The sequence below is a fragment of the Oceanisphaera sp. W20_SRM_FM3 genome, assembly GCF_052119705.1.
In the GTDB taxonomy this organism is placed as follows: Bacteria; Pseudomonadota; Gammaproteobacteria; order Enterobacterales; family Aeromonadaceae; genus Oceanimonas.
This window is the reverse complement of record NZ_JBGQOP010000002.1, coordinates 174854-200209: the sequence shown is the minus strand read 5'-3', so window position 1 is coordinate 200209 and position 25356 is coordinate 174854. Positions and strand designations below refer to the sequence as shown.

Genomic DNA, 25356 nt, shown 5'->3' with positions numbered 1-25356 from the left:
GATAGGAATAAATCACTATGAGTAACTCAGCCCAAGCCCCCTTACTGGCTCGGTTAATAGTCTACGGGCTGCTACTGCTGCTGGCCGCCCCCATCATCATCACCTTGGTGTATTCCTTATCCGCACAATGGGGCGCACATATTTTACCCCGCGGCTTTACGCTGGACTGGTATATAGCGCTCTGGTCTGACAGCCGTTTCTTGGCGGCCTTTGGTCGCTCCCTCTTGGTGTGTGGGGCCGCCTTGCTACTGAGCTTATTGTTGATATTGCCGACGTTGTTTGTGGTGTTCTATTACTTCCCACGCCTAAAAGGCCTGATGAACCTGCTGATCTTGCTGCCGTTTGCCGTGCCACCCGTGGTGTCCTCTGTGGGGCTATTGCAGCTATATGCGGGTGGCCCTTTACCTTTGGTGGGTGGCCCTTGGATCTTGATTGTGTGTTATTTCACCATCAGCCTGCCCTTTATGTATCGCGCACTCGCCAACAATCTGGACGCCATTGCGCTTTCGGACCTGATAGACGCGGCGCACTTATTGGGCGCCAGCACTGTGGGTGCCTTTTTACGGGTGGTATTACCGAATATCCGCAATGGCTTGCTGGCGGCGTTGTTTTTATCTTTCTCTTTTTTATTCGGCGAGTTTGTGTTCGCCAATATGCTGGTTGGCACCCGCTTTGAAACCTTGCAGGTGTACCTATATAGCCAACGCACCAACAGTGGTCACTTCACCAGCGCCATGGTGATGTCTTATTTTATTTTTATTGGCGCCGCGACCTGGTTCGCCTTGCGCCTGCAAACTCGGAGCCGCTGATGCATTATCTTGAAGTTGCCAACCTCGCCAAATCCTTCGCCGATACCTCTGTATTCAAAGGCATTAGTTTCGATATCCGTAAAGGCGAATTTATTACCCTGCTGGGTCCTTCAGGTTGCGGTAAGTCGACGTTATTACGCAGCCTAGCGGGATTGGTAACCCCAGACTGTGGGCAAATTCGGGTCGCCGGTGAAGACATTACTTACCTCAAAGCCCAGCACAGAGGCATCGGCATGGTTTTTCAACACTATGCGCTGTTTCCCAATCTCACAGTAGCGGGCAATGTGGGTTTTGGTCTGACCATGCAACGCCTAAATAAAGCCGAGATTACTCGTCGCGTAGGCGAAGTACTGGAGTTAGTGGGTTTAAACGAACGTGAGCATCATTATCCCGCCCAACTCTCCGGTGGTCAGCGCCAGCGCGTGGCGTTGGCGCGCGCCTTGGTGGTACGCCCGCGCATCTTGCTGCTAGATGAACCCCTGTCGGCGCTGGATGCGCCTATTCGTAAACATCTTCGAGAGCAGATCCGCAGCATACAACGCCAGCTCGATCTCACCACTGTGTTTGTCACCCATGATCAGGAAGAAGCATTAACCTTGTCAGACCGCGTATTTGTGATGAATGAAGGCCAAATCGTGCAGGCAGATACCGCAGAGGCCATCTACACCCGGCCCGCCAACGATTTTGTAGCAGGCTTTATTGGCAACTATAATTTGCTGTCCGCCGCACAAGCCTACACCTTGCTAGGCTTAAAGATACGCGGCAGACTGGCCGTGCGCCCTGAGTCCATTTATATTCGAAAGTTAGATAGTGAATTAAAGAGAGATCTCACTAGAGAGCTAGGCCAAGAGCTAGGTAGAGACTATGGTTCGGCTATGCCTTTGCCTATACTGGGAAAAGTGATGGGGCATCAACTGTTGGGCAATGTGATCCGCTATCAAATCCAAGCGCTAAACTGCCTGCTCACGGTAGATAAACTAAATCGCGGCGCAACCGCAGTATTATCGGTAGGCAGCCATCTAGAACTGCTATTTGACTACAAAGAGCTACAGGAGGTTGCCTGATGAAATTAGCCATTTTTGATTTAGACGAAACGCTGATCGCCGGTGACTCGGCGAGCCTGTGGTTAGAATATTTAGTGGATCGTAAGCTGATTTGCCCCGATATTTTAGCACAAGAAAAATGCCTGATGGCCGCCTACTACCAAGGCCAGCTGGATATGGATGCCTACATGGCGCTCACCTTAGCCCCCATTCGTTATTGGCCTGCCGAGTTACTGGCGCCCTTGGTAGAAGACTTTGTGCGCCACAACGTCTTACCTTTGGTGTATGCGGACGCTAAGGCGCGATTAGATTGGCATTTAGCGCAGGGGCATACGGTGGTGATTATTTCTGCCACCGGCGAGCATCTGGTTAAACCCATAGCGCGCGCACTGGGTGTGGAGCACGCCATCGGGATTTTGCTCGACTACTGTGACGGCGCCTATACCGGTCTCACCCGAGGCGTATACAGCTATCAAGAAGGTAAGCTCACCCGCTTACAAGAATGGCTGCACCAACAAGGCTTAACGCCTAGCCTAAGTTACGGCTACAGTGACTCACTCAATGATTTACCGCTCTTGGAATACGTCGATCAGGCCGCCGTAGTGAACGGCGACAACAATTTATATCGACTGGGCGTAGAACGCGGCTGGGAGCTGCTTATTTGGCGTTAATTAGCGCTTCGCTGAATGTTGAATGTTGAATGTTGAATGTTGAATGTTGAATGTTGAATGTTGAATGTTAGATTTGGCGCAACTAGCCAATCGAATGAATAAAAAGCCCCACCTAATGCGGGGCTCCTTGTTTAGCGCTTATTTAAATCAGGCTTAAATAACGCTTACATTGCCGCCTTAAACATGGCGACGACTTCTTGATGGTCCGGTTGAATGGGGTTGGTGATCGCGCAGGCATCCTTCATGGCGTTACTGGCCAAGGTGGCAAAATCAGCCTCTTTAACGCCTAAACTGCCCAAGCCCACCTGAATGCCGACCTGTTCAGACAGCTTAACGATGGCCTCGATGCACTGCTTGGCGCCCTGCTCAAAACTCAAATCCTTAACCTCTACGCCCATGGCCGCGGCGATATCGGTTTGGCGCGCACTGGCAACACTGCTATTAAAGCGTTGCACATGCGGCAATAAAATCGCATTACAAACACCGTGTGGCAGATCATAAAAACCGCCTAATTGATGTGCCATGGCATGCACATAGCCGAGCGAGGCATTATTAAATGCCATGCCCGCTAACAGCTGGGCATACGCCATTTGCTCTCGCGCTTCCATGTCGGTGCCATCATTCACGGCACGCACTAAATACTGGCTTATCAAGGTCACGGCCTTAAGAGCACAGGTATCGGTAATGGGGTTAGCGGCGGTGGACACATAGGCTTCAACCGCATGGGTGAGCGCATCCATGCCAGTCGCGGCGGTTAATGACTTAGGCATGTTCTTCATCAATAACGGATCGTTCACCGACATAATCGGCGTCACGTTTTTATCGACGATGGCCATCTTAATGTGGGTTTTTTCATCGGTGATGATACAAAAACGGGTCACTTCCGAGGCGGTACCCGCAGTGGTATTAATGGCCACTAATGGCAACTGCGGTTTAGCGGATCTATCTACGCCTTCGTAATCACGAATATCGCCGCCGTTGCTGGCCACCAGCGCTATGCCTTTGGCACAATCATGGGGTGAGCCGCCGCCGAGAGAAATCACAAAGTCACACTGCTGGGCGCGCAACTGCACCAAGCCCGCTTCCACGTTACCCGTGGTGGGGTTGGCCTGTACCTCAGAAAAAATACTGGCCTGAATATCCTGCTTAGCCAACTTTTGCTGTAAGTCACCGGCATAACCGAGATCCACCAATGGCTTATCGGTAACAATCAAAGCATGTTTAAAACCCAGTTGGCTGAGGTTGCTTACCGCCTGCTCTGCGGCACCGGCGCCGATGAGATTAACGGAGGGCATATAAAAAGTGGCAGTGCTCATATTATTATTGTCCTTATCCATGCAAAAAGTCAGCAATAGCCAGCATCCGTGATGACTTGCTAGCTAAACGTATTTCTAATCTGAATTTAATTTTTATGATTTTTTATTACTGAAAGCACTCTAGCGCTTATTTTAATGCAGTGCGTTAACCCAGATCATAGTTTGCGAAATTAAGCACAATGCGCCTTTAGCTCGCCCGTTATTAGCCTTGTCTTCTCGCTTTAAAACCGAAAAACAGGTAATAAAAAAGCCATAACCCCATTGAGTAAGGTTATGGCTTTAACGAGCGAGCAAGAGATTATTTAGCGGTTCGCAGTAACTTGATGTTCGCTATCAAACGCCGACATATAGTGAGTAATGTGGCAAGGCGACTTAAATATCCTCTTTAGGGTATTTAGTAAATTCACGAGAAATATCCGCATATAATTCAACGGCCCAACGCGGTAAGTTATCAGCAAAACCGTTTAACGGCTGGCGGCGCGGATCGTGCGGCGCTATCACCACAGAAGTACGGGCAGTGCCTACTTTGTTTACCAGCACAAACAGCTCTTCAATGGCGATATCACCTACGGCTAAGCAACCGGTCGACTGCGCCTTACCGTGAATATAAATGTCACCGCCGAGATTTCTGCGACCTTCTTTTGCGGCACGCATCAAATCGTAAGAGTTAGGGTAATCGAGGCGCATCGACAGATGAAAATTGCTGTTCGGATTTAACTGCGTAATGCGATAAATGCCCTCGGGTACTTGTCTATCACCTTCTCTGAGCTTAGGACCCGAGCCGCCGCTGGCTTTGCTGATAGGGTAACTGCGGATAAAAGTGAAATCGCCATCGTTACGCGCCCACAGCTCGAGGGATTTTTCTTCTTTGGTGGCCAACAACACTATGTCCTGTGGCGGATAAGTGATGTTGGCGCCCATAAAATAAGGCTTCATGCGCACTTCGGCTAAATAGCCATACTCAGACACCACGGCGTCCACACTGTTGTGCGGATAATAAGCGGCAATGGCTGCCGGCGTAACAAAAGTGGCCAAAACAAGTGCTGGCAGGGTAAATCCTCGTAAAAGGCGCATATGTACGGCTAAATCCCATAAATATAAAGTTAGTTGCTCAATGATAGCGCGAGCATGGCTCGGTTGTAATCTGTCGCAGCAAATTTTTAATCGCCGAAAAGCCCGCCAGACTGGCCAACACTTGTATTAGGATAAGGAAACAGCCTTTCTCACACTATTTGGAGTCTAAGATGCGGATTACTTTTGTTGCCAGTGCGACGCTGGCCACCCTACTGCTTAGTGGCTGTAGTACTCTACCAACGCTGCCCTATTTTAAAAACGCACAAGCCACAACCACCAATACGACAGTGGCTCATTCAGCCACCACAAGTGCTGCGAACGGCCAGCGGGGAGTTGCCATCACCCAAACCCGACCGGAGATGTTAGAAAGCATCACTTTTTTTACTAATACTTTATTTTCAGCTAAAGCCGCCGATACCTGCGTGCAAGCATACCTTTCGGCACCAGCAGAGGATAACCCCATTAAGTACTTAGGCCGAGACGCCCTCACCACCAGCGGTTCAACCTCAGGTGAAGACCGTACCTTAGGCATCTTATACGGCGGTCATCAAATCGATTTTAATCTGGCATTACTCGGCCAGCACAACGGCACCCACTACGGCTTTAGCCAACTGCGCCTCGCCAAGCAAGATAAGCTCAAGATCAGCAACCACGACTTACGACCCATACTGGCCAACAGCGGCGACAGCAAACGCGTCTACCAAACCCTCGAAACCCTGTTTAAGAAGCTAGATGCCTGTGTGGTAGAGAGCAAGTAACTGGCTTAACCGCCTAGCGTTAACAGGCCTTAGGATGACCGCAGAGCTGAGTGGTCTAGGTTATCAGCCGCAGATCCGGCAAATTCTGATTCGGTTTTCCGATGTGGCAAAAACGCCCTTCTTACCGTGCGACTGACGCGATGGTAAAGGGCGTATCTGACAAGCTGACTTGAGTAAAACGGGGCTTAGGCATCGCTACCTCCTCAAAAAGTCAAAATGTGAACTATTTGAGTGTAGATTTCAGACCAAAAGCCACCCAACTAATATGGGAGGCCTATTAGCTCCATGCCACATTGCCTCACACAAACACTGTTTTTTTATACAGCACTGATGTGGTAAGGTCTATGTTTATGCTGGCAACCAATAAAGACATAACAGATGAATTAGCACTCATCTGTTAGCTATAGATTAAAATAATTTCCTGCCATTTTTCCATTTTTGTATACGACTGGGATTGTTAAATAGTTGATGTAACCCTCTAATTAGTTCGTACTGTTCATTATCATCGCGCTCTGCATTAATTACCTGTGTAGCAACTGTGTTCTGTATAGCTTTTTCGTCATGAATAATTTGGACCATTGGTATTCCACCGCTTTCTATTCCAACCACTTCGGGATTTTCGTTAGATTTCCGGCAAGCTGCTTCAGATGCGGAGTGGTATCCGGCACATGCAATGGGCCTAACTTTATACACAGAACATTTATTAGACACTAATAAAGGGCACTCAACATTAGTTGTAAAATGTTCGCTCTCTGATAACCCCTCAACAATGTTAAATTGAGATTTTATTTTCGACTTCACTTCATCAAGCTGCTCTTTGTTTAATGTCCTATTGAGATGAAAATAAATAGCTACAATCTCATGTGGAAATGCCACAACTCTTAAGTGGCAACAATGAGAGCAACCTGACCGGCATGCAACCACCCCAACCTTAGCAACAACCGCCTCAATTGGCTTAATTAGGTGAGAGCTCACTATTTCAATTAGAGAGATGTCTTTTTTTGATGCTACATATTTTTTATGAAAGACTTTACACTGTTCATTAAACTGATTTTGAGAAATCATCTATTATCAACCTCTGTTAGTGCAGACTTCAACTGACCGGATGATAAATTACTACGAGTACTACGAACATCAATTTTTTCAAGCGCACTGTAGCCTTTTTCGTAATTTTTCCGGAACCAAGGCTTAGTTTTCCTATTGGGAGGTATCTCGCAATCCTTCAACCATTTCAAAAGATCATTCTCAGTCAAACTTTTCAAATGTTTAGTAGATACTTTATAAGAAAATTCTGCCGAAGCTGACTCAGACTTATAAGCTTCTGTTCCAATAACACTTTGGGCTCTCCTGTTTTCAGCAATAATCGAGGACACCTTTAGTTCATGCATAATCCAAGGTGATGATGTTCTACTGTTATCATAATCACTAAAATTAACACCACAAAGTGCATTTTTTGTATTTATAAAAAACAAACCATCTGATTTATTAATGACTTCCGTTAATGCTGTAGATAACATTATGTACACATGTGCAGCATGAGACATCACAGGTCCATAGTTATAGGTATAATCATTAATTTTCGCGTAATCTTTATTTAACCGTTCCAATAAATCATCTGCATACCCCCACACATGGGAGTCAATAAATGATTTAATTCCAAAATTTTCATGTAGCCAGTTAGCAAGCATTTCAGCCAAGTGTAAATCTTTATGGGAGTGAGAGATGAAAACATGGTAATCACCTTGAGGAAACCATTCCTCAATTAACTTTTCAGCATCTATCTTACCGTCAGACAACAGTAAATCATCAAGTGTGCTTTCAATATTTTTTTTGTTCTCATTTAATTCATCACTGTACTGACCATCACTATTAAGTGAGCAGTAATTTTCCAAACTAACATTAAACCCTTGACGCATAGTGCCCTCACCACAGGAGATGAATAGATATCTACTATAAAAAAACCAAGACTAAAATTAGAGTTACAACAATGGAACCGTGGAAATTCATTAAGGTTTTAGAGAAAGCGACACAACGTTCAACGTCTTCACTAACCAATCTTGTATCCAAGGTAAAGGTATTACTATCTATTTCTTCATTAGCGACCTTTTCATAAAGCTTGCGAAAAAGCCTTTCCTGATAAAGAAAAAATCGGTCAAGAGACCAGAACATAACTACAGGTAAAAATGCAGCGAGCACAAATAACTTGTTGGAGTTTTGAGCTGCCAACGCAAATAACGCCACTACTATCGTCACACTCCACCCTTTAATAAAGAAGGAGTTTTGCCCCATGCGATTAATAACACCTTGAATAAAAGTTAAATGAGCAATCTTACATTCCATGACAAAACCTTATATAAATCATGATTAATATTACTTTGTTATTAAAAATCAACTACGAAGATTATTCTTTATTCCAAAGGTTTTTTTTACCACCATATACACGGTACAGATATGTCAAAGCATCGTAACCTTTATCTATACCAGAATTTTTTACCCAATCATTTAGAGAATCAATTTTAATCTTACTCAAATGTTCGGTGTCTATAGGATGCTCTATGTTTAGTTTTTCCATTCCTGGAACTGAGTCCATAGCCTTATGGACATCTGCATGTTCAAAAGCCCAACTTTCTCGTTGGGCACAAGGATCCTGTTTCTTTTCTATTAATTTAGAAAGCTGCAACTCTGACATTATCCAAGGTGATAATGTACGATCTTTCGATGAAGAATCTGAAACAGTTGCTTTCAAGACTGCATTATTAGTATTTATAAAAATCAAGCATTCAGACGAATCGATCATGTTTGCTAAAGCATTATTCAACATCATATGAACATGGCTTGTAGTGTAATTACGAACATTATAATCATAGGTGCCTGAAGGCTGCATCGCATGCCTATCGTCTATTTTTCTCAACAAATCATTTGCATAACTCCAAACATATGAATCAATGAATGATTCTATTTTAAAGTTCTCAAACAACCAATTTGCCAACCGTTCAGCTTTGTCGCGATCAGAGTGTGAATGTGATATGAAAACATGGAATTTTTTATGTTCAGGAAACCATGCTTCCTTAATTTTCTTACCATCTAGATTACCTGAATTGGCATAAAACGACTCAATACTTTCAAAAACCGCCTTTTGTTCACATTCAAGTACATCAGTATATTTACCAGTAAATATACGATCATAAACCTTAAGTTCGCTGAATGAATCAGCGTTAAGCTGAAAGCCATGATACATAACCAATACACCTTATCATTAATAATATTTCAGTATTATTTCTGGCTAAGCTACAGCCAAAAAGCCAAACATAAGCCACTAAGTAATCAATGCGAATATAACTATATTTTAAAAAATCAAGAAATAAGTGCGGTAAGCTTAGGCAAAAAAGGCATAACTGCAGTGCCATAAACCTGCATGTGATCAGCTAAGAGTGATACAAAACTATTGTACTTATCTAGAAATGACTTTGAGCCTTGAGCATGTCTCATTTCCTCAACAACACTCACTATCTGCTCTTGAGAGCCATGAACATCATTCACCTTACTAATTGCTTGCAATAACTCATTAAACAACTGGTTGTTGTCGTTTTTCACTGCGTGTTGGGTAACATGATTGCTAGCTGTCGCAAGATTCTGAACGTCACCTGTTATATAAGTATTAAATATTTGAGAAACTTTTTCTTCTGGCACAGGCTTAGAGTTCACTGGTGCTTCTCCTGCAGCGGGGTTTTCCCCTTCAATTTCTAATACAAAATCTAATATTTTATTTCTTACCTTATCTAACAGGCCAACTAGCGTATTTTCGGGAATAGACCTCCATGCTTCTAGGCAATGCATACCTTCATATATTTTTTTCCCAAGAATCACAGTTAAATTACTATTCCAAGGCTGGGCAATGACTCCATCACTACATTCACGAATCAATGATTCAATCGATGACACTGGGATAGTAAGATTTGATGTAAATAACTGCCCCCTAATTTCTTTAGGTATACAATGACTAGGTATATCAGCATATCTCAGCCCACTACCAAATGCGCCCGAAAAATGTCCTTTACACGCTACAGAAATGATTCTGTATTCGGGTAAACAATCAACGTTATCGTAACCATTGAGTTCACTCTCAACCCAATGTTTAAATTCCGCATTACCTAAGCGAGCTGCCAATATCTTGCACTTTCTCAGTAAGGTTCCGAGTGGCTCATTGGCATCTACAGCTGAGCTTTGAATATCCCGCAACAGTGACATGCTATCTCCTAGCGTTCTAATTTTGAGTTATTGATATCACTTCGTTGAACGGTTTTATCTTTTTCTTCTGCGAAACTTTCAGTGTTCGATCATGGTGCCGATGATTTGTATCGGACAGGTTTCGGAACGGAGCCTGGGGTAGTCTTCGTTTAGCGGGACTAACTCGAATATCTCGCTGCCGTCTGCTTTATGGCCGCGTGGGCGGTACTTCTTAAACGTGCACTCTTCGCCACCGCTCTTGGCCACCACAAAATCACCGGCTAACGCCATTACATCCGGATCAACAATTATCAAATCGCCTTCATTAAATTCGGGCGTCATTGAACTACCTTGAATGCACATCGCAAAGGTACGGCTGTCATCCATATGCCTTAGATCAAAAACACTCATAATAAATACAGCCCAAGTGGAGCCCATAATTCGTATGCAAGAGAGCTTACCTTGGAACCTAAAGAATGTCATTCCCAAGCTTGGGGAAATAACTTAAGCGTTTAAAATCAATTGTCCTGCCCCGCAACAATTGCAAATCCATTTTTAAGCCAGTTATATGTCGACCTGCATTTCCCGCTCCCTCAGGAATAAGTCTATGGCGTCACGTGAACAACAGTTATGGCATTTTAATACTCAGGGTTAAAACCAGTCTGATCTACAGTCTCGCTGCTGGAACGGCGGCTCTAGTTATCTCTGTATTACCGCAGATGACTCGTGATAGGAGGGAGAGGCGGTAGGAGTTGCCGTAGCCAACCGTCGAATGCCATGGACGGCATTTGCCGAGCGTCGCATGGATGCAGCTTAGCGCGTTGGCGGAGGCAAGCCTGCGGCCTCGTTGCTCGGTACTCACAACTTACTGCGTAGTAGCTAAAGGCTCGCAGCCCGCCCCAGTAAAATTTAGAACTATCCAGCTCCGCTGGCCCGCCGAATAAATTGGCGGCTACAAATTAACAAACGTGGCGGCTACAGGGTAAGGTGGTTTTTGTTGGGATTGGTGCTTGGTGCTTGGTGCTTGGTGCTTGGTGCTTGGTGCTTAATTTTGCCAAATTTCAGACACAAAAAAGCCACTCTTGCGAGTGGCTCTCTTGTTTTGCTTTTGGTGCCCGGAGCCGGAATTGAACCGGCACGCCCTTTCGAGCGAGGGATTTTAAATCCCTTGTGTCTACCGATTTCACCATCCGGGCAGACTAGATACATGAGGCTGGAGGCGCGTTCCGGAGTCGAACCGGACTACGCGGATTTGCAATCCGCTGCATAACCGCTTTGCTAACGCGCCGTTTGAGTTGCTTGCCTCACTCACTTGCTAGGCATTTTAATGATTCCCGCGCCTAAAGCAACTCTAATTTATACTTAAAAGTTCGTTCGCACACTTTTTAAACGCTAATGGCTTTTTTTGTATATTTAGTAATCTTTTCAATCATTAAACAACAAATATGACTCACTAAAACTAGGCAGTGAGGATGAAAAACACCCTCTGTCGCTTGGCGATTATCTGCCACACTGCGCCCCCTTTAGAACTGACTGCTTGTTATTTAAGCGGGTCGAGTCAAATCACCCCAAGCGGCTCTTAAATAATCGTACGCAGAATACAGGGTCAAGATGGTCGCTACGTATAACAAGATATAACTGGCCCAAATCATGTACATGTTGTACTGCCAAATCAGGCCGGTGAGCGCCACCATCTGTATGGTGGTTTTCCACTTACCAATCCAACTTACCGCCACTTGCGAACGCTGACCAATCTCCGCCATCCATTCGCGCAGTGCCGATATAATGATTTCACGCCCGATCATGACAAGAGCCGGTATGGTCACCAGGGCCGTATTGTAGTCTTCCACTATGATGATCAACGCCGCCGCCACCATCACCTTGTCGGCCACCGGATCGAGAAAGGCACCAAAGGGCGTCGTTTGCTTGAGGGTGCGGGCTAAGAAGCCATCCAGCCAATCGGTGCCGGCAGCCAGCGCAAACACACCCGCCGCCCACATATTTGCGCCATCAAACTGTATATAAAACAGTATGATGAACACAGGGATCAGCAGTAATCGAAAAAAGGTGACACAATTCGGTATATTTATCATTGTTTTAACGCCATAAGTTCATGCTCGTCCATGGTGCATGATGCGGTTTAGTGATGCAATGCATCGTGGATTTTTTCTGCCAAAGCTTGACTAATGCCGGGTACTTTGGCTAGCTCGTCAATACTGGCGCGCTTTACTTCTTGTATGCCACCTAAATACTTTAGCAAAGCCTGACGTCGCTTAGCGCCTACGCCGGGTATGGTTTCTAAGGTACTGGTGGTTCTCGCCTTGCCACGCTGGGCGCGGTGGCCGGTAATGGCAAAGCGATGAGATTCATCACGTATATGTTGAATAAGGTGCAAGGCAGGTAAATCAGCCGGTAAATGGCGCTCTTCATGACTGCCCCCCATCACTAAGGTTTCTAGCCCCGCCTTGCGGGTCACGCCTTTTGCCACGCCAATTAATAATGGCTGGCGCGGGCTGTCGGCCAGCTCACGGGCGATCACTTCCTCGGCGCGGGCCAACTGCCCTAAGCCGCCATCAATAAATAAGATATCTGGTAGTTTATCGATGTCCGCTTGATGAAAGCGTCGGCTCAAGGCTTGCTCCATGGCGGCATAATCGTCGCCAGGGGTAATATTGGTGATATTAAAGCGCCGATACTCACTTTTTTGTGGGCCTTCTTGATTGAAGACCACACAAGAAGCCACGGTTTTTTCGCCCATGGTGTGTGAGATATCGAAGCATTCCATGCGCAAAATCGGCGGGCAAGCCAGCACTTCTTCTAGTTGTAATAAGCGTTGGCGTTGGGTGCTCTTGTGCGCCAAGCGACTGGCCAAGGCGGTTTGGGCATTGGTGGTGGCAAGCTTTACAAAGCGCGCCCGCTCTGCACGCGTGCGGCTACGTAACTTAATGCGCCGGCCATAATGTTGACTCAGGGTGTCACTGAGTACGTCTTCGTCGGTCAAGGTTTGCTCGAGTAAGATCTCGGTCGGCGCTTCTCGCCCACCAATGCCGGCCAAGTAAAACTGCAGCACGAAGCTTTGCAGAATTTCTTCGGCGTCGGTGTCCGCTGGCATCTTAGGGAAATAACTGCGACTGCCCAGTATCTTGCCTTGGCGAATAAACAACACCTGCACACAGGCTTGGTGCTGTGATAGCGCCAAGCCCAGTACGTCCATGTCATCTTGCAGATTGCCGCTCACAAACTGCTGCTCTTGCACGCGGCGCAGCGCCTGTAATTGATCCCGATACTTGGCCGCGTCTTCAAAACGCAGCTCGTGACTGGCCACCTCCATGCTGTTGGCTACATCTTGCAGCACTTGCTGGTTTTTACCCTGTAAGAACAAGCGCGCCAACTGCAATTGATGATCGTACTCTTCTTCGCTCACCAGCCCTTTTACACAAGGGCCTGCGCAACGCTTCAGTTGATACAATAAACAGGGACGCGAGCGATTGGCATAGACGCTGTCTTCGCATTGGCGCACCGGAAACAGCTTTTGCATCAGATGCAGGCTTTCACGCACCGCAGCCCCATTCGGATAAGGGCCAAAATACTCGCCCTTTTTCTTACGCGCACCGCGGTGCAGACCAATGCGAGGATGGAGGTGATCGCTGATCAAGATATAAGGATAAGATTTATCATCACGCAACAAGACGTTGTAACGCGGCAGATGCTGCTTGATCAGATTGTGCTCTAAAATCAAGGCTTCGGTCTCGGTGTGGGTCACCGTGACCTGCACATCACGAATATTGCGCACCAGCGCACGTGTCTTCTCGCCGCTCACCTGAGTACGGAAATAAGAAGACAGCCGCTTTTTTAGATTTTTGGCTTTGCCCACATAAATAATCACCCCGGCATCATCAAACATCAGATACACGCCGGGCTGATCGGTTACAACGGCAAGAAAGGCTTTCGCATCAAAGGGGGCACTCATTAGCGCTTAAATTTTTTCCGCATCCAACATGCCATAGCGAATCGCTAAATGAGTGAGCTCCACATCGCCGTTAATATCCAGCTTACTAAATAGCCGATAACGGTAACTGTTCACGGTTTTAGGGCTTAAACTTAACTGTTCAGAGATATCGGGCACCCGCTGCCCTTTGGTGATCATTAACATGATCTGCAGCTCTCGCTCAGACAACTGCTTAAAGGGATTTTCATCGTTCGAGAATTGACTCAAGGCCATGCGCTGGGCAATTTCCGGCGAAATATAACGCTGGCCGCTATGCACTAAGCGAATGGCGTTGATCATTTCATCCGGTGCCGCCCCCTTAGTCAGGTAACCGCTGGCACCGGCTTGCATCACCTTAGTGGGGAAAGGATTTTCGGTATGTATGGTGAGCACGATAATTTTAATTTCTGGACTGGCTCGCAATATTTTACGGGTCGCTTCCAGACCGCCAATGCCCGGCATATTCATGTCCATCAACACCACGTCTGGCTGCTGCTCACGACACCAAAGCACGGCTTCTTCGCCGCTTTTAGCCTCGCCCAGCACTTTCATTCCTTTGACGTCTTCAAGTATGCGGCGGATCCCTGTACGCACTAACTCATGGTCATCAACCAAGAATACGTTAATCAAAAGATGCTCCCGACTGCGTTAACTGGTTATATAAAATATATCTACACCGCATCATAACGAAGTTACCTGAGAAAAGAAAACGCTGCTTAAGCTCGGCATTGATTGCTTATTAATAAACGCTACATATCGATTTTTATAACAATAATTTATTATAATATAAGGCGCCGTAGCGCCTTATATTATTGAAATAAATTGAATTTATTAGAAATCGTCTGGCGAAGCCGCTACTTCACCATACTTGATCTTGGCGGAGCTTTTCAATGCCAAGATCAAGCTCTGGTATTCTCTTTGGCCTTGAATGGCGCTTTGCCCTGCTTGGATTTGTGTCTGCAACTCAGAACTGTCGGTCGGTGTCGTCACTTTATTCAACTTCACCACCGCCAAGCCACCGTCATTCAGCGTTACCTGCTGCACACTGGCCGCATCGGCTTTGGGCGCAGGCATAGCAAACAAGGCACTAATCAGCGCTGGGTCTTGCTCGCTTTCGCGCGTAATGGTTGATAGCTCAGTGATAGAAAGCTGATGTGCGCTCAACCAAGGGCCTTGCTCCCCCTTAGACCAAACCGACACCAGTTCAGCCGCAGCTTGCTCTGCTAGTTCTGCAGTTTTAAGCGCAGTGGCTTGTTCACGGGCTTGTGACTCCACATCAGCAAACTCGAGCGGTGCCGCTGGGCGCTGCTCAACCACATGAATAACCACGGCTTTGTTATCACCCAACTCAATCACTTCTGAGTTCATACCTTGCTCACGCAGCTCGGCAGAAAATGCGTGAGTTATCACTTTTGGATCTTTCAGCAGTAAAGGCGCATCTTCGGCAGAGAAGAAGTCAGTAGAGATCACTTTTAATCCCAGCTCTTGTGCTGCCATGTCTAAGGAGTCAGGAAATTCAAACGCAAGCTCGGCTAAACGCTGCTCTTGCTCATAAAAGGCGCTGGCCGCTTGCTCTTTCGCGAGGCGTGTCGCTATGGCGTCACGCACCTCAGAGAAGGGTTTGGTCTGACCGTCTTTTTGCGCTAACAAGCTAATTAAATGAAAGCCATCATTCGTTTCAACCACAGGTGACACCTCACCTACTGCGGTTAAAGCAAAGGCTGCCTGATCAAAAGCGGGGTCTAAGGTATCTTGCTCAATCCAACCTAAGTCGCCACCCTGCTCGCCAGAAAACGCATCATCGGACTCTGTTTTGGCTAACTCGGCAAATGACTCACCGGCGGCCAATTTAGCGGCGATGGCGTCTATCTTAGCTTTGCCATCCTTACCCTTGTTGATCATGATGTGCGCCACTTGGCGCTCTGCAGGCTGTTGATAAGATTTAAGGTTGGCTTGATATTCTTCTTCAATGGCCTGATCAGACACTTTCTCGGCGGCTTGGCTGTGGGTGTCCAACAACAAATAGTTGATCTTCACTTGCTCGGGGCGCTGGAAACGCGCCAAGTTAGCATCGTAATAGGCTTTAACTTGCTCTTCACTTAAAGTGACCTGTGCGGCGAAATCGCTCAGCGGAATACGCACCCATTCGGCATCACGCTGCTGGCGGCTGAGCTTATCTAATAAGTCCGTTTCGGCGGTTAAGGCAAAGCTGGAGTCAACCAGCGAGGTTAATAGCAGCTGACGGCTCAAGTCTTGGCGGATATTATCGCGCAGTTGATCGGCGCTGATGCCACTGCGAGACAGCAACTGCTGGTAGCGTTCATTGCTGAACTGTCCGTCTACTTGAAATTCGGGTAAGGCACGAATCGCATCACGCACTTGATTGTCGCTGGCGTAAAGGCCCAGCTCAGCCACTTTTTGATCGACTAAGCGCTGTTCAATCAATTGCTCTAATACAGAACGACGTAGCTGCTCTACATAAAGCGGATCAGATAACAGGGCACTAAACTGCGGGCCTAACTGACTTTCTAAGCGCGCACGTTCATTGCGGTAGGCGTTTTCTAGCGCCTGAGCGCTAATATCTTCGCCATTGACCACAGCAGCCACTTCGGCTTTAGGCTGAGTCACATAACTACCCACGCCCGCCAGCGCAAACGATAAAATAATCAGGCCTAAAATGACCTTGGAAACGGTGCTCTGGGCGCCCGCTCTGAGTTTGTCAAAAAACATAATCTATTGTTACTCCCGCTAAAGGGGTGTCTCTTATAATCGAAAAAAAAGCGCACCGTGTGATGCGCCTTCTCGTCATGCCTTAGCTTGGGCTAAGTCTCATCTAAACGCCGTCTTAGTTATTAACGGCGTCTTTCAGAGTTTTACCGGCTTTAAAACCTGGGGTTTTGGCAGCAGCAATCTCGATAGCGGCACCGGTTTGTGGATTACGACCGGTACGTGCTGCGCGCTCACGCACAGAGAAAGTACCAAAACCTACTAAAGAGACGGTGTCGCCTTCTTTTAGTGTTTCGGTAATAGAGTCAACAAATGCATCCAAAGCACGGCCAGCCGCAGCTTTAGTAATATCGGCGCCTTCGGCAATCTTATCGATCAGTTGAGATTTATTCACGGTCATTCCCCTTGTCGTGTATCCGCAGCTGTTATGAGCAAACGTTACGTTAACATTGTTATTGTAAGATGGTTATTGTGAGATGGTCATTGCGATACGGATAACATCACTCAAACCTGAGCGACGGCCTAACAACTGGCAGTCTCCGTCATCTAAACGCTGCCATCCATACGCAGCGCCAGTTAAATAAAGTGCCCCAAGGCTACTGCGTGTGAGGGCTGCTGACAAGTCAGAAACCACTCCCACACGCGAAAAACCTTATGCTGAGGTCACAGAAAAGCGTTCTGGTGGTTGTTCCAGAGCCAATTCCAGTACTTCTTCAATCCAGCGCACCGGACGTATCTCCAAATCCTGCTTCACGTTTTCGGGAATATCTTCCAAATCACGCTCGTTTTCTTTGGGGATCAGTACCATTTTTATGCCACCCCGACGGGCCGCCAACAGCTTCTCTTTTAAACCACCAATCGGCAGCACTTCACCACGTAAGGTAATTTCACCTGTCATGGCCACATCGGCGCGCACCGGATTACCGGTTAAGCTCGACACCAAGGCCGTACACATGGCCGCACCGGCACTGGGGCCGTCTTTCGGTGTCGCGCCTTCTGGCACGTGCACGTGAATATCACGCTTTTCATGGAAATCGCTATTGATGCGCCACTTGTCGCTGCGCGCACGCACCACCGTCATGGCGGCTTGTACCGACTCTTTCATTACATCGCCCAAGGAGCCCGTATAGGTGAGCTTGCCCTTGCCGGGTACGTTAGCCACTTCTATGGTCAGCAGCTCGCCACCCACTTCAGTCCAAGCTAAACCGGTCACTTGGCCTACTTGATTATGATCTTCGGCTTTGCCGTAATCAAAGCGCTGCACGCCCAGATAATCTTTTAGGTTTTCTTGATTGATCTGCACATGCTTAATGGCTTTATTGAGCATGATTTCTTTCACCGCCTTGCGGCACAGCTTAGAAATTTCACGCTCTAGGCTACGTACGCCCGCTTCACGGGTGTAATAGCGAATAATGCCCACGATTGCCGAGTCTTCAATGGTAATTTCACTGCTCTTCAAGCCGTTACGCTCGATTTGCTTATCCAATAGGTGATTTTTGGCAATATTGAGCTTTTCGTCTTCCGTGTAACCGGACAAACGGATCACTTCCATGCGGTCCAATAATGGACCCGGAATATTCATGGAGTTAGAGGTGGCGACAAACATCACATCGGATAAGTCGTAGTCCACTTCTAGATAGTGATCGTTAAAGCTGTTGTTTTGCTCAGGATCCAGCACTTCTAACAAGGCCGAAGCCGGATCGCCACGCATATCGGAGGCCATCTTATCGATTTCATCAAGCAAGAACAGCGGGTTGCGCACGCCGACTTTGGCCATTTTCTGAATAAGCTTGCCCGGCAATGAGCCGATGTAGGTACGACGGTGACCGCGAATTTCCGCCTCGTCACGCACACCACCCAGCGCCATACGCACGTATTTACGGCCCGTGGCTTTAGCAATCGACTGACCCAGTGAGGTTTTACCCACGCCCGGAGGCCCAACGAGACAGAGTATGGGGCCTTTTAGCTTAGCCATACGGCTTTGCACCGCCAGATACTCAATAATGCGCTCTTTGACCTTTTCTAGGCCGTAGTGATCCGCATTAAGCATCTCTTCGGCTTTAGTTAAGTCTTTCTTCACCTTGGATTTTTTCTTCCAAGGCACGGACACCATCCAGTCGATGTAGCTGCGCACCACTGTCGCTTCCGCAGACATAGGTGACATCATCTTCAGCTTGGCAAACTCGGCGTCCGTTTTAGTGCGGGCTTCTTCGCTCATGCCCGCATCTTCAATCTTCTGTTGCAGTGCTTCAAATTCGTCGGGCACATCGTCCATCTCGCCCAATTCTTTTTGAATCGCCTTCATCTGCTCGTTGAGGTAATACTCGCGCTGGCTCTTTTCCATCTGCTTTTTCACGCGGGCGCGAATGCGACGCTCCACTTGCAGCACGTCCATTTCTGATTCCATCATGGCCATCAGATATTCTAGACGCTCACCTATTTCCGTCATTTCTAGCACTTTTTGCTTATCTTCAAGCTTAAGCGGCATGTGCGCGGCCATGGTGTCAGCCAAACGAGCGGCGTCTTCGATGGCAGACAGCGAGGTTAATACCTCAGGTGGGATCTTCTTGTTGAGCTTGATGTAGCTTTCAAATTGGGTGATGGCGGAGCGTACTAACACTTCTTGCTCACGCTCGGCCATGGGCGCAGATTCTAAATACTGCGCTTCGGCCACATAAAAGCCATCTACTTCACGTAAATTTTCCAACCGCGCACGCTGGCCACCTTCCACTAGCACCTTTACGGTACCGTCTGGCAGCTTGAGCAGTTGTAGAATATTGGCCACAGTACCCACGTCGTAAAGCTCGTCGGCCTTGGGATCATCGGTCGCCGCGTCTTTTTGGGCGATCAACAATACTTTTTTATCTTGTTCCATGGCTGCTTCTAGGCAGCGAATGGACTTTTCCCGGCCCACAAACAGTGGGATCACCATATGTGGGTATACCACCACGTCACGGAGAGGCAAAACGGGGGTGTCGATGCGTTCACAACGCTCTAGGGTCATAGTGTCCTCTCAGCTTGAATGCAATGTAATAAGCGCTTGAGGCAGTATATGGGGGCTAGATCAGAAGATTCAATCATTGAATAGCCAAAAACGGAAAAAGGGCCATAAAGACCCTTTAAACCGCTTAAAAATGACGCAATTGATGATTAAAACGTCATTTATAGATAATCAGCTAATCGACGACCGGCGCGCGCAATTAGGCTTTTAAAACAAAAAACGCGGCCTAAGCCGCGTTTTTCTTATTCATCGCCAGAGGCACAGTTTAATCGCCCGATGCCGCTTGGGGCTCACTTTTCTGATAAATCAGTAATGGCGTAGACTCACCCTTGATCACGGTTTCATCGATTACTACCTTGGCGACCTCACTTTGTGCAGGCAGGTCGTACATAGTATCGAGTAATACCGCTTCAACGATAGAGCGTAGGCCTCGTGCACCCGTCTTGCGCTCCATGGCCTTGTGGGCAATGGCGCGTAAGGCGTCGTCACGAAACTCCAGTTCAACGTTTTCGAGAGCAAATAACGCACCATATTGCTTGGTCAATGCGTTCTTCGGCTCAGACAAGATCTGCACCAATGCCGCTTCGTCTAGTTCAGTCAAGGTTGCCACTACCGGCAAACGACCGATGAACTCAGGGATCAGACCGTATTTCACCAAATCTTCCGGTTCCACTTGAGTAAAGGTTTGGCTTAAGGAAGAGCGGTTATCTTTGCTCTTCACTTGGGCGCCAAAACCAATGCCGGTGCCTTTATCTAAACGCTGCTCTATCACCTTATCAAGACCGGCAAAAGCGCCGCCACAGATAAACAGAATTTTTGAGGTATCAACCTGCAAAAACTCTTGCTGAGGATGCTTGCGCCCGCCTTGGGGCGGCACAGAGGCAATGGTGCCTTCAATCAGTTTCAACAGCGCTTGCTGCACGCCTTCACCGGACACATCACGGGTAATAGAAGGGTTGTCTGACTTACGAGAAATTTTATCAATTTCATCGATATAGACGATGCCGCGCTGGGCTTTTTCTACGTCGTAGTCACATTTTTGCAGCAGCTTTTGGATGATGTTTTCCACGTCTTCCCCCACATAACCGGCTTCGGTTAAGGTGGTGGCATCGGCCATGGTAAACGGCACATCCAATAAGCGGGCTAAGGTCTCGGCAAGCAAGGTTTTACCGCAACCGGTCGGGCCGATCAGCAAGATATTGGACTTACCCAATTCTACGCCATCAGTCACGCCCGCGTTACGCAGTCGCTTGTAGTGGTTATACACGGCCACGGCTAACACTTTCTTCGCGTGATCTTGACCAATGACATAGTCATCTAAATTAGCGCGAATTTCGTGGGGCGTCGGCAGAGCATCACCCTCAGATTTCGGAGATATGTCTTTGATCTCTTCTTGAATGATGTCTTCGCAGAGCTCGACACATTCGTCACAAATGTAGACGGAAGGGCCGGCTATAAGTTTGCGCACTTCGTGTTGGCTTTTTCCACAAAAAGAACAGTACAGCAGTTTGCCGCCATCCCCTTCGCCCTTGCGTTTTTCAGTCATTCAGTCACCTCATTTGCGTACTGGCTGAGGAGCGCTCGCTCACTCTTAGATAAAGTGTATCGCACCCCTCCCCGCTTTGCTTAATCGCGCTTAAACAGGACTTCGTCGACTATGCCGTATTCTTTAGCTGTTTGCGCAGACATAAAGTTATCGCGGTCAGTATCGCGTTCAATAATAGATAGGTCTTGGCCCGTGTGCTCGGCCAGCAAGCGGTTGAGCTTCTCTTTAATATAGAGAATTTCTTTGGCGTGAATTTGAATATCCGACGCCTGGCCCTGAAAACCGCCTAACGGCTGGTGGATCATCACTCGGCTGTTAGGCAACACAAAGCGCTTACCTTTTTCGCCACCGGCTAATAAAAACGCGCCCATAGAGGCCGCTTGCCCCATGCACAGCGTGCTGACGTTTGGCTTAATAAACTGCATGGTGTCGTAAATTGACATGCCTGCAGTCACAGAGCCACCCGGTGAGTTGATATACAAATGAATATCTTTTTCTGGATTTTCTGATTCCAAAAACAGCAATTGGGCACAGATCAGGTTGGCCATGTGGTCTTCTACTTGGCCGGTCAGAAAAATAACGCGCTCTTTTAATAAGCGAGAATAGATATCGTAAGAACGCTCACCTTTGGCAGTTTGCTCAACCACCATAGGAATGAGCGCCGCCATCGGGTGGCTCATCATTGGATCATGGAAATTTGACATCAGATATAGTCCCTAAAACAAAATGGCCCAAGTGCACTTACACTAGGGCCATTATACGCAAGAGTTTAACGCCTAAGTCAACTGTTCTTAAGCGCCTTGCTTATTCATCAGTTCGTCGAAGCTTACTTGCTTATCGGAAACCTTAGCTTGGCTAAGAATCAGCTCAATGGCTTGATCTTCAATGGCTAAATTACGTACGTTTTCCAGCAATTCTGGGTTTTCGTTGTAATAAGCAACCACTTCAGACGGATCTTCATAAGCAGAAGACATGCCGGTGATGATTTCTTGTACTTTAGCGTCGTCGGCTTTGATCTCGTTTTTCTTGATCACTTCGCCCAACAACAAACCAACGCGTACGCGACGCTCAGCTTGCTCTTGGAACAGCTCTGCCGGTAACTGCGGCGCATTCTTCTGATCCAGACCACCAAAACGCTGCATGGCTTGCTTGCGCAGGGTTTCGATTTCGTTGTCGATCAAAGACTGAGGTACGTCAACTGGGTTTTGCTCCAGTAAACCGTTGATCACTTGCTCTTTAACAGAGGCTTTCAGTGCTTGGGCCAGTTCACGGTCCATGTTCTTACGCACTTCGGCTTTCAAGCCATCCAGTGAACCATCAGCAATGCCAAAACGCTTAACAAACTCTTCAGTCAGCTCTGGCAACTCTTGAGCTTCAACTTTAGTCACGGTAACCGCGAACTGAGCCGGTTTACCTTTCAAGTTTTCAGCATGGTAATCTTCTGGGAAGTTCACTTCTAATGTGAATTCTTCACCGGCTTTCTTGCCCAGCAAACCATCTTCGAAGCCTGGGATCATGCGGCCTGAGCCCAATACCAGTACGAAGTCGTTGGCTGCGCCACCGTCAAATTCGCTACCGTCTACGGAGCCCACGAAGTTCATGGTTACACGGTCATCAATGGCTGCTGCGCGCTCAACATCGGCCCAATCGGCGTGCTGCTTTTGCAGGGTAACAACCATCTTATCCAAGTCTGCATCTTGTACTGCAGACTGTGGCTTTTCGATGCTGATGGCGTCTAAGCCTTTTACTTCTACTTCTGGGTACACTTCAAAAGTGGCGGTAAAGGTAAAATCTTGACCGGCTTTAATTGGAGCAGGCTCCATGGTCGGCATGCCGGCTGGGTTCAGTTTTTCACTGATCACAGCTTCAAAAAAATTACGCTGCATTAAGTCGCCAGCTACATCGGCTTCCACTGAGGCGCCAAACATTTTTTGGATAACAGTCAGTGGCGCTTTGCCAGGGCGGAAACCGTCGATGCGACGAGTTTTAGCCAGTTGGCGCAGACGGCCGTTTACTTCGCCATCTACTTTAGCGGCAGGCACGGTAATGGTCAGGCGGCGTTCCAGGCCTTGAGTCGTTTCAAGTGAAACTTGCATTCTTCTACCTCAATGTTTTACGGCGCGTCACAGCGCTGTGATTGATTTAAAACAGCCTGGGCTGCTTCCTTGAATTTTGATGAAAGCGAGGTTAGACCACATTTTCACGGCAAATAAGACGCGGCATTATAACGGTGCACACTGGCAGCGTCGAGCGTATCTAAGCTAGGTTAAGATATATGAGGGCTAAGCGCCGCATTTCAAGCCATTAACCGTAACAAAAAATACTTTTTACACGCTTATTTTTCACTATTAACAAAAAGGCATGCCTAAGCATGCCTTTTTTGCGACTTTATGTTAACGAAAGTCGCTCACTGTTCGACAACTCACTGGGTGTTCTTAGAAAGAAACACGGCGGTATTGGCGATATTCAGGGGTCCAGAAGTTAGCTTCTATGGCCGCATCCAGTGCCGCATCCGACATCTGTAAGGCATGACCTTGCAGTTGTGCGGTTTTCGCCACCGTTTTAGCAATTTGACGGCTCACATGCTGGATGTCTTTTAACGGCGGCAATAAGGCGCCGTCTGGGTCAGTTGCCATCGGTGAGCATGCGGCTAAAGCGCGGCTAGCCGACATCAGCATGGCATCAGTCACGCGATTAGCACCACAGGCCAACACGCCCAAGCCAATACCAGGGAATATGTAGGAGTTGTTGCACTGTACTATGTCAAACAACTTGCCCTTATATTCTACAGCCGCAAACGGGCTGCCGGTCGCAACCAGTGCTTGGCCGTCGGTCCAGTTGATAATGTCTTCTGGGGTGGCTTCAACACGCGAAGTCGGGTTAGACAGCGGGAATACAATTGGGCGCGCACAATGGGAGTGCATGGTCTGGATCACTTCTTTAGTGAACAAACCTGGCTGACCAGACACACCAATTAAGATGTCGGGCTTAGCATTATGCATCACTTCCAACAGCGAAATGTTTTCGCCGGCTGTATCCCAATCGCTAACGCTTGCGACGGTTTGCGCTAATGGGCGCTGAAAGTCCACCAGATTTGGCATGTTGTCGGTGATCAAACCAAAACGGTCCACCATGAACACGCGCTCGCGCGCTTTCTCGTCGCTTAAGCCTTCGGCTTTCATTTGTGCAACGATTTGTTCGGCGATACCACAACCCGCTGAGCCTGACCCCAAGAAGGCCACTTTTTTCTCAGACAACTTGCTACCACTGGCCTGACACGCGGCCAACAGTGAACCCAAGGTCACGGCTGCCGTGCCTTGAATGTCATCGTTAAAGCAGCACAGTTCGTCTTTATAACGATTGAGCAGTGGCATGGCGTTTTTCTGTGCGAAGTCTTCAAACTGCAACAGCACATTGGGCCAGCGACGCTTCACCGCTTTAATAAAGGCATCAACAAATGCTTCGTATTCTTCACCCGTTACACGGGGGTTACGCCACCCCATGTACATAGGATCGTTCAGCAGCTGCTGGTTATTGGTACCGGCATCCAGTACCACTGGCAAGGTGTAAGCAGGAGAAATACCGCCACAGGCCGTGTACAAAGACAACTTACCAATTGGGATGCCCATGCCGCCTATGCCTTGGTCGCCCAAGCCCAAAATACGCTCGCCATCGGTCACCACGATCACTTTTACATTACGCTTAGTGGCGTTTTGTAAAATGTCGTCGATGCGGTCGCGATCCGGATAGGAGATAAATAAACCACGGGCACGGCGATAGATGTTAGAGAACTCTTCACAGGCCTGACCCACAGTCGGCGTGTAAATAGTGGGCATCATCAGACTCAAGTGGTCGCTTACCAAACGATAAAACAAGGTTTCGTTAGTATCTTGAATATTACGCAGGTAAATATGCTTATCGAGATCGCTTTGAAAAGAAGTGTACTGCTGGTAAGCACGTGCCGCTTGCTCTTCAATGGTTTCGATATTATGCGGCAGCAGACCATCAAGGTTGAACGCAATGCGCTCATCCTTAGAAAAAGCACCACCTTTGTTCAACAATGGCGTTTCTAATAAGGCAGGTCCGGCAAAAGGTACATAGAGGGCACGTTTTTCATGATGCTCTTTGGGCATAAGACATCTCGCTTAAGTTATAGTCCGCAGGGGAGTTATGATTCGAATTATTGGGGGCTGGAC

At 47.6% G+C, this 25356-nt stretch carries 22 protein-coding genes and 2 tRNA genes; 4 read left to right on the top strand and 20 right to left on the bottom strand.

The window, feature by feature from the left end:
* The first annotated feature begins 17 nt into the window (after window positions 1–17).
* From ACEN2G_RS02265 to ACEN2G_RS02255, 3 genes are read left to right on the top strand one after another with little or no spacing between them, the layout of a single operon-like run.
* Window positions 18–809 (top strand): ABC transporter permease, encoded by a 792-nt coding sequence (locus tag ACEN2G_RS02265; protein WP_442019837.1) that lies wholly within the window; start codon window positions 18–20, stop codon window positions 807–809.
* On the top strand, window positions 809–1873 hold the full coding sequence (locus ACEN2G_RS02260) for an ABC transporter ATP-binding protein (protein ID WP_442019836.1): 1065 nt from the start codon (window positions 809–811) through the stop codon (window positions 1871–1873). Before ACEN2G_RS02265 ends, ACEN2G_RS02260 begins: the two co-directional genes overlap by 1 nt.
* Window positions 1873–2523 (top strand): HAD family hydrolase, encoded by a 651-nt coding sequence (locus ACEN2G_RS02255; RefSeq protein ID WP_442019835.1) that lies wholly within the window; start codon window positions 1873–1875, stop codon window positions 2521–2523. The genes ACEN2G_RS02260 and ACEN2G_RS02255 overlap by 1 nt, the downstream gene beginning before the upstream one ends.
* Window positions 2524–2687: 164 nt before the next feature.
* Here ACEN2G_RS02255 and yiaY read toward each other — a convergent pair whose 3' ends face one another.
* Complete coding sequence (yiaY, locus tag ACEN2G_RS02250; RefSeq protein ID WP_442019834.1) at window positions 2688–3839, bottom strand: L-threonine dehydrogenase; 1152 nt, start codon at window positions 3837–3839, stop codon at window positions 2688–2690.
* Window positions 3840–4211: 372 nt separating this feature from the next.
* Entirely contained in the window at window positions 4212–4913 is a 702-nt protein-coding gene (locus ACEN2G_RS02245; protein WP_442019833.1) for a L,D-transpeptidase family protein, read from the bottom strand.
* 170 nt (window positions 4914–5083) lie between these two features.
* Here ACEN2G_RS02245 and ACEN2G_RS02240 point away from each other — a divergent pair, with 170 nt between their 5' ends.
* On the top strand, window positions 5084–5671 hold the full coding sequence (locus ACEN2G_RS02240) for a hypothetical protein (protein ID WP_442019832.1): 588 nt from the start codon (window positions 5084–5086) through the stop codon (window positions 5669–5671).
* Between the two features lie 408 nt (window positions 5672–6079).
* Here the strand turns inward: ACEN2G_RS02240 and ACEN2G_RS02235 are convergent, their stop codons facing one another.
* From ACEN2G_RS02235 to ACEN2G_RS02150, 18 genes are all read right to left on the bottom strand, one after another.
* A complete protein-coding gene (locus tag ACEN2G_RS02235) occupies window positions 6080–6736 on the bottom strand; it encodes a YkgJ family cysteine cluster protein (RefSeq protein WP_442019831.1) in 657 nt (218 codons plus the stop codon).
* A complete protein-coding gene (locus ACEN2G_RS02230) occupies window positions 6733–7587 on the bottom strand; it encodes a hypothetical protein (RefSeq protein ID WP_442019830.1) in 855 nt (284 codons plus the stop codon). The genes ACEN2G_RS02235 and ACEN2G_RS02230 overlap by 4 nt, the downstream gene beginning before the upstream one ends.
* Before the next feature lie 34 nt (window positions 7588–7621).
* The gene (locus ACEN2G_RS02225) at window positions 7622–8011 is read right to left on the bottom strand and encodes a hypothetical protein (protein WP_442019829.1); all 390 of its coding nucleotides are present in this window, start codon (window positions 8009–8011) and stop codon (window positions 7622–7624) included.
* A gap of 61 nt (window positions 8012–8072) precedes the next feature.
* The gene (locus ACEN2G_RS02220) at window positions 8073–8909 is read right to left on the bottom strand and encodes a hypothetical protein (RefSeq protein ID WP_442019828.1); all 837 of its coding nucleotides are present in this window, start codon (window positions 8907–8909) and stop codon (window positions 8073–8075) included.
* A gap of 116 nt (window positions 8910–9025) precedes the next feature.
* Window positions 9026–9919 (bottom strand): AbiTii domain-containing protein, encoded by an 894-nt coding sequence (locus ACEN2G_RS02215; RefSeq protein ID WP_442019827.1) that lies wholly within the window; start codon window positions 9917–9919, stop codon window positions 9026–9028.
* A gap of 78 nt (window positions 9920–9997) precedes the next feature.
* The gene (locus ACEN2G_RS02210) at window positions 9998–10285 is read right to left on the bottom strand and encodes a LexA family protein (RefSeq protein ID WP_442019897.1); all 288 of its coding nucleotides are present in this window, start codon (window positions 10283–10285) and stop codon (window positions 9998–10000) included.
* 722 nt (window positions 10286–11007) lie between these two features.
* Window positions 11008–11094, bottom strand: a tRNA-Leu gene (locus ACEN2G_RS02205).
* Between the two features lie 18 nt (window positions 11095–11112).
* Window positions 11113–11186 (bottom strand) — tRNA-Cys (locus ACEN2G_RS02200).
* Between the two features lie 256 nt (window positions 11187–11442).
* Window positions 11443–11991, bottom strand: a complete 549-nt coding sequence (pgsA, locus tag ACEN2G_RS02195; RefSeq protein WP_442019826.1) for a CDP-diacylglycerol--glycerol-3-phosphate 3-phosphatidyltransferase — start codon at window positions 11989–11991, stop codon at window positions 11443–11445.
* A gap of 47 nt (window positions 11992–12038) precedes the next feature.
* Window positions 12039–13868: an excinuclease ABC subunit UvrC gene (gene uvrC, locus ACEN2G_RS02190; protein ID WP_442019825.1), complete on the bottom strand. Its 1830-nt coding sequence runs from the start codon at window positions 13866–13868 to the stop codon at window positions 12039–12041.
* Between the two features lie 6 nt (window positions 13869–13874).
* A complete protein-coding gene (uvrY, locus tag ACEN2G_RS02185) occupies window positions 13875–14516 on the bottom strand; it encodes a UvrY/SirA/GacA family response regulator transcription factor (protein ID WP_442019824.1) in 642 nt (213 codons plus the stop codon).
* Window positions 14517–14717: 201 nt separating this feature from the next.
* Window positions 14718–16616, bottom strand: a complete 1899-nt coding sequence (locus ACEN2G_RS02180; protein WP_442019823.1) for a SurA N-terminal domain-containing protein — start codon at window positions 16614–16616, stop codon at window positions 14718–14720.
* A 115-nt stretch (window positions 16617–16731) separates the two neighbouring features.
* The gene (gene hupB, locus ACEN2G_RS02175) at window positions 16732–17007 is read right to left on the bottom strand and encodes a nucleoid-associated protein HU-beta (RefSeq protein WP_442019822.1); all 276 of its coding nucleotides are present in this window, start codon (window positions 17005–17007) and stop codon (window positions 16732–16734) included.
* A gap of 258 nt (window positions 17008–17265) precedes the next feature.
* Complete coding sequence (gene lon, locus ACEN2G_RS02170; RefSeq protein WP_442019821.1) at window positions 17266–19617, bottom strand: endopeptidase La; 2352 nt, start codon at window positions 19615–19617, stop codon at window positions 17266–17268.
* Window positions 19618–19879: 262 nt separating this feature from the next.
* A complete protein-coding gene (gene clpX / locus ACEN2G_RS02165) occupies window positions 19880–21160 on the bottom strand; it encodes an ATP-dependent protease ATP-binding subunit ClpX (RefSeq protein ID WP_442019820.1) in 1281 nt (426 codons plus the stop codon).
* A gap of 80 nt (window positions 21161–21240) precedes the next feature.
* Window positions 21241–21864 (bottom strand): ATP-dependent Clp endopeptidase proteolytic subunit ClpP, encoded by a 624-nt coding sequence (clpP, locus tag ACEN2G_RS02160; RefSeq protein ID WP_442019819.1) that lies wholly within the window; start codon window positions 21862–21864, stop codon window positions 21241–21243.
* An 87-nt stretch (window positions 21865–21951) separates the two neighbouring features.
* Window positions 21952–23256, bottom strand: a complete 1305-nt coding sequence (gene tig / locus ACEN2G_RS02155) for a trigger factor (RefSeq protein ID WP_442019818.1) — start codon at window positions 23254–23256, stop codon at window positions 21952–21954.
* A gap of 339 nt (window positions 23257–23595) precedes the next feature.
* Entirely contained in the window at window positions 23596–25293 is a 1698-nt protein-coding gene (locus ACEN2G_RS02150; protein ID WP_442019817.1) for an NAD-dependent malic enzyme, read from the bottom strand.
* Window positions 25294–25356: the final 63 nt, after the last annotated feature.

Excerpts from the sequence above, each read along its gene's own strand:
- ACEN2G_RS02265 (WP_442019837.1), top strand. The coding sequence starts at position 18 with ATGAGTAACTCAGCCCAAGCCCCCTTACTGGCTCGGTTAATAGTCTAC.
- ACEN2G_RS02260 (WP_442019836.1), top strand. The coding sequence starts at position 809 with ATGCATTATCTTGAAGTTGCCAACCTCGCCAAATCCTTCGCCGATACC.
- ACEN2G_RS02255 (WP_442019835.1), top strand. The coding sequence starts at position 1,873 with ATGAAATTAGCCATTTTTGATTTAGACGAAACGCTGATCGCCGGTGAC.
- yiaY (WP_442019834.1), bottom strand. The coding sequence starts at position 3,839 with ATGAGCACTGCCACTTTTTATATGCCCTCCGTTAATCTCATCGGCGCC.
- ACEN2G_RS02245 (WP_442019833.1), bottom strand. The coding sequence starts at position 4,913 with ATGCGCCTTTTACGAGGATTTACCCTGCCAGCACTTGTTTTGGCCACT.
- ACEN2G_RS02240 (WP_442019832.1), top strand. The coding sequence starts at position 5,084 with ATGCGGATTACTTTTGTTGCCAGTGCGACGCTGGCCACCCTACTGCTT.
- ACEN2G_RS02235 (WP_442019831.1), bottom strand. The coding sequence starts at position 6,736 with ATGATTTCTCAAAATCAGTTTAATGAACAGTGTAAAGTCTTTCATAAA.
- ACEN2G_RS02230 (WP_442019830.1), bottom strand. The coding sequence starts at position 7,587 with ATGCGTCAAGGGTTTAATGTTAGTTTGGAAAATTACTGCTCACTTAAT.
- ACEN2G_RS02225 (WP_442019829.1), bottom strand. The coding sequence starts at position 8,011 with ATGGAATGTAAGATTGCTCATTTAACTTTTATTCAAGGTGTTATTAAT.
- ACEN2G_RS02220 (WP_442019828.1), bottom strand. The coding sequence starts at position 8,909 with ATGTATCATGGCTTTCAGCTTAACGCTGATTCATTCAGCGAACTTAAG.
- ACEN2G_RS02215 (WP_442019827.1), bottom strand. The coding sequence starts at position 9,919 with ATGTCACTGTTGCGGGATATTCAAAGCTCAGCTGTAGATGCCAATGAG.
- ACEN2G_RS02210 (WP_442019897.1), bottom strand. The coding sequence starts at position 10,285 with ATGGATGACAGCCGTACCTTTGCGATGTGCATTCAAGGTAGTTCAATG.
- pgsA (WP_442019826.1), bottom strand. The coding sequence starts at position 11,991 with ATGATAAATATACCGAATTGTGTCACCTTTTTTCGATTACTGCTGATC.
- uvrC (WP_442019825.1), bottom strand. The coding sequence starts at position 13,868 with ATGAGTGCCCCCTTTGATGCGAAAGCCTTTCTTGCCGTTGTAACCGAT.
- ACEN2G_RS02180 (WP_442019823.1), bottom strand. The coding sequence starts at position 16,616 with ATGTTTTTTGACAAACTCAGAGCGGGCGCCCAGAGCACCGTTTCCAAG.
- lon (WP_442019821.1), bottom strand. The coding sequence starts at position 19,617 with ATGACCCTAGAGCGTTGTGAACGCATCGACACCCCCGTTTTGCCTCTC.
- clpX (WP_442019820.1), bottom strand. The coding sequence starts at position 21,160 with ATGACTGAAAAACGCAAGGGCGAAGGGGATGGCGGCAAACTGCTGTAC.
- clpP (WP_442019819.1), bottom strand. The coding sequence starts at position 21,864 with ATGTCAAATTTCCATGATCCAATGATGAGCCACCCGATGGCGGCGCTC.
- tig (WP_442019818.1), bottom strand. The coding sequence starts at position 23,256 with ATGCAAGTTTCACTTGAAACGACTCAAGGCCTGGAACGCCGCCTGACC.
- ACEN2G_RS02150 (WP_442019817.1), bottom strand. The coding sequence starts at position 25,293 with ATGCCCAAAGAGCATCATGAAAAACGTGCCCTCTATGTACCTTTTGCC.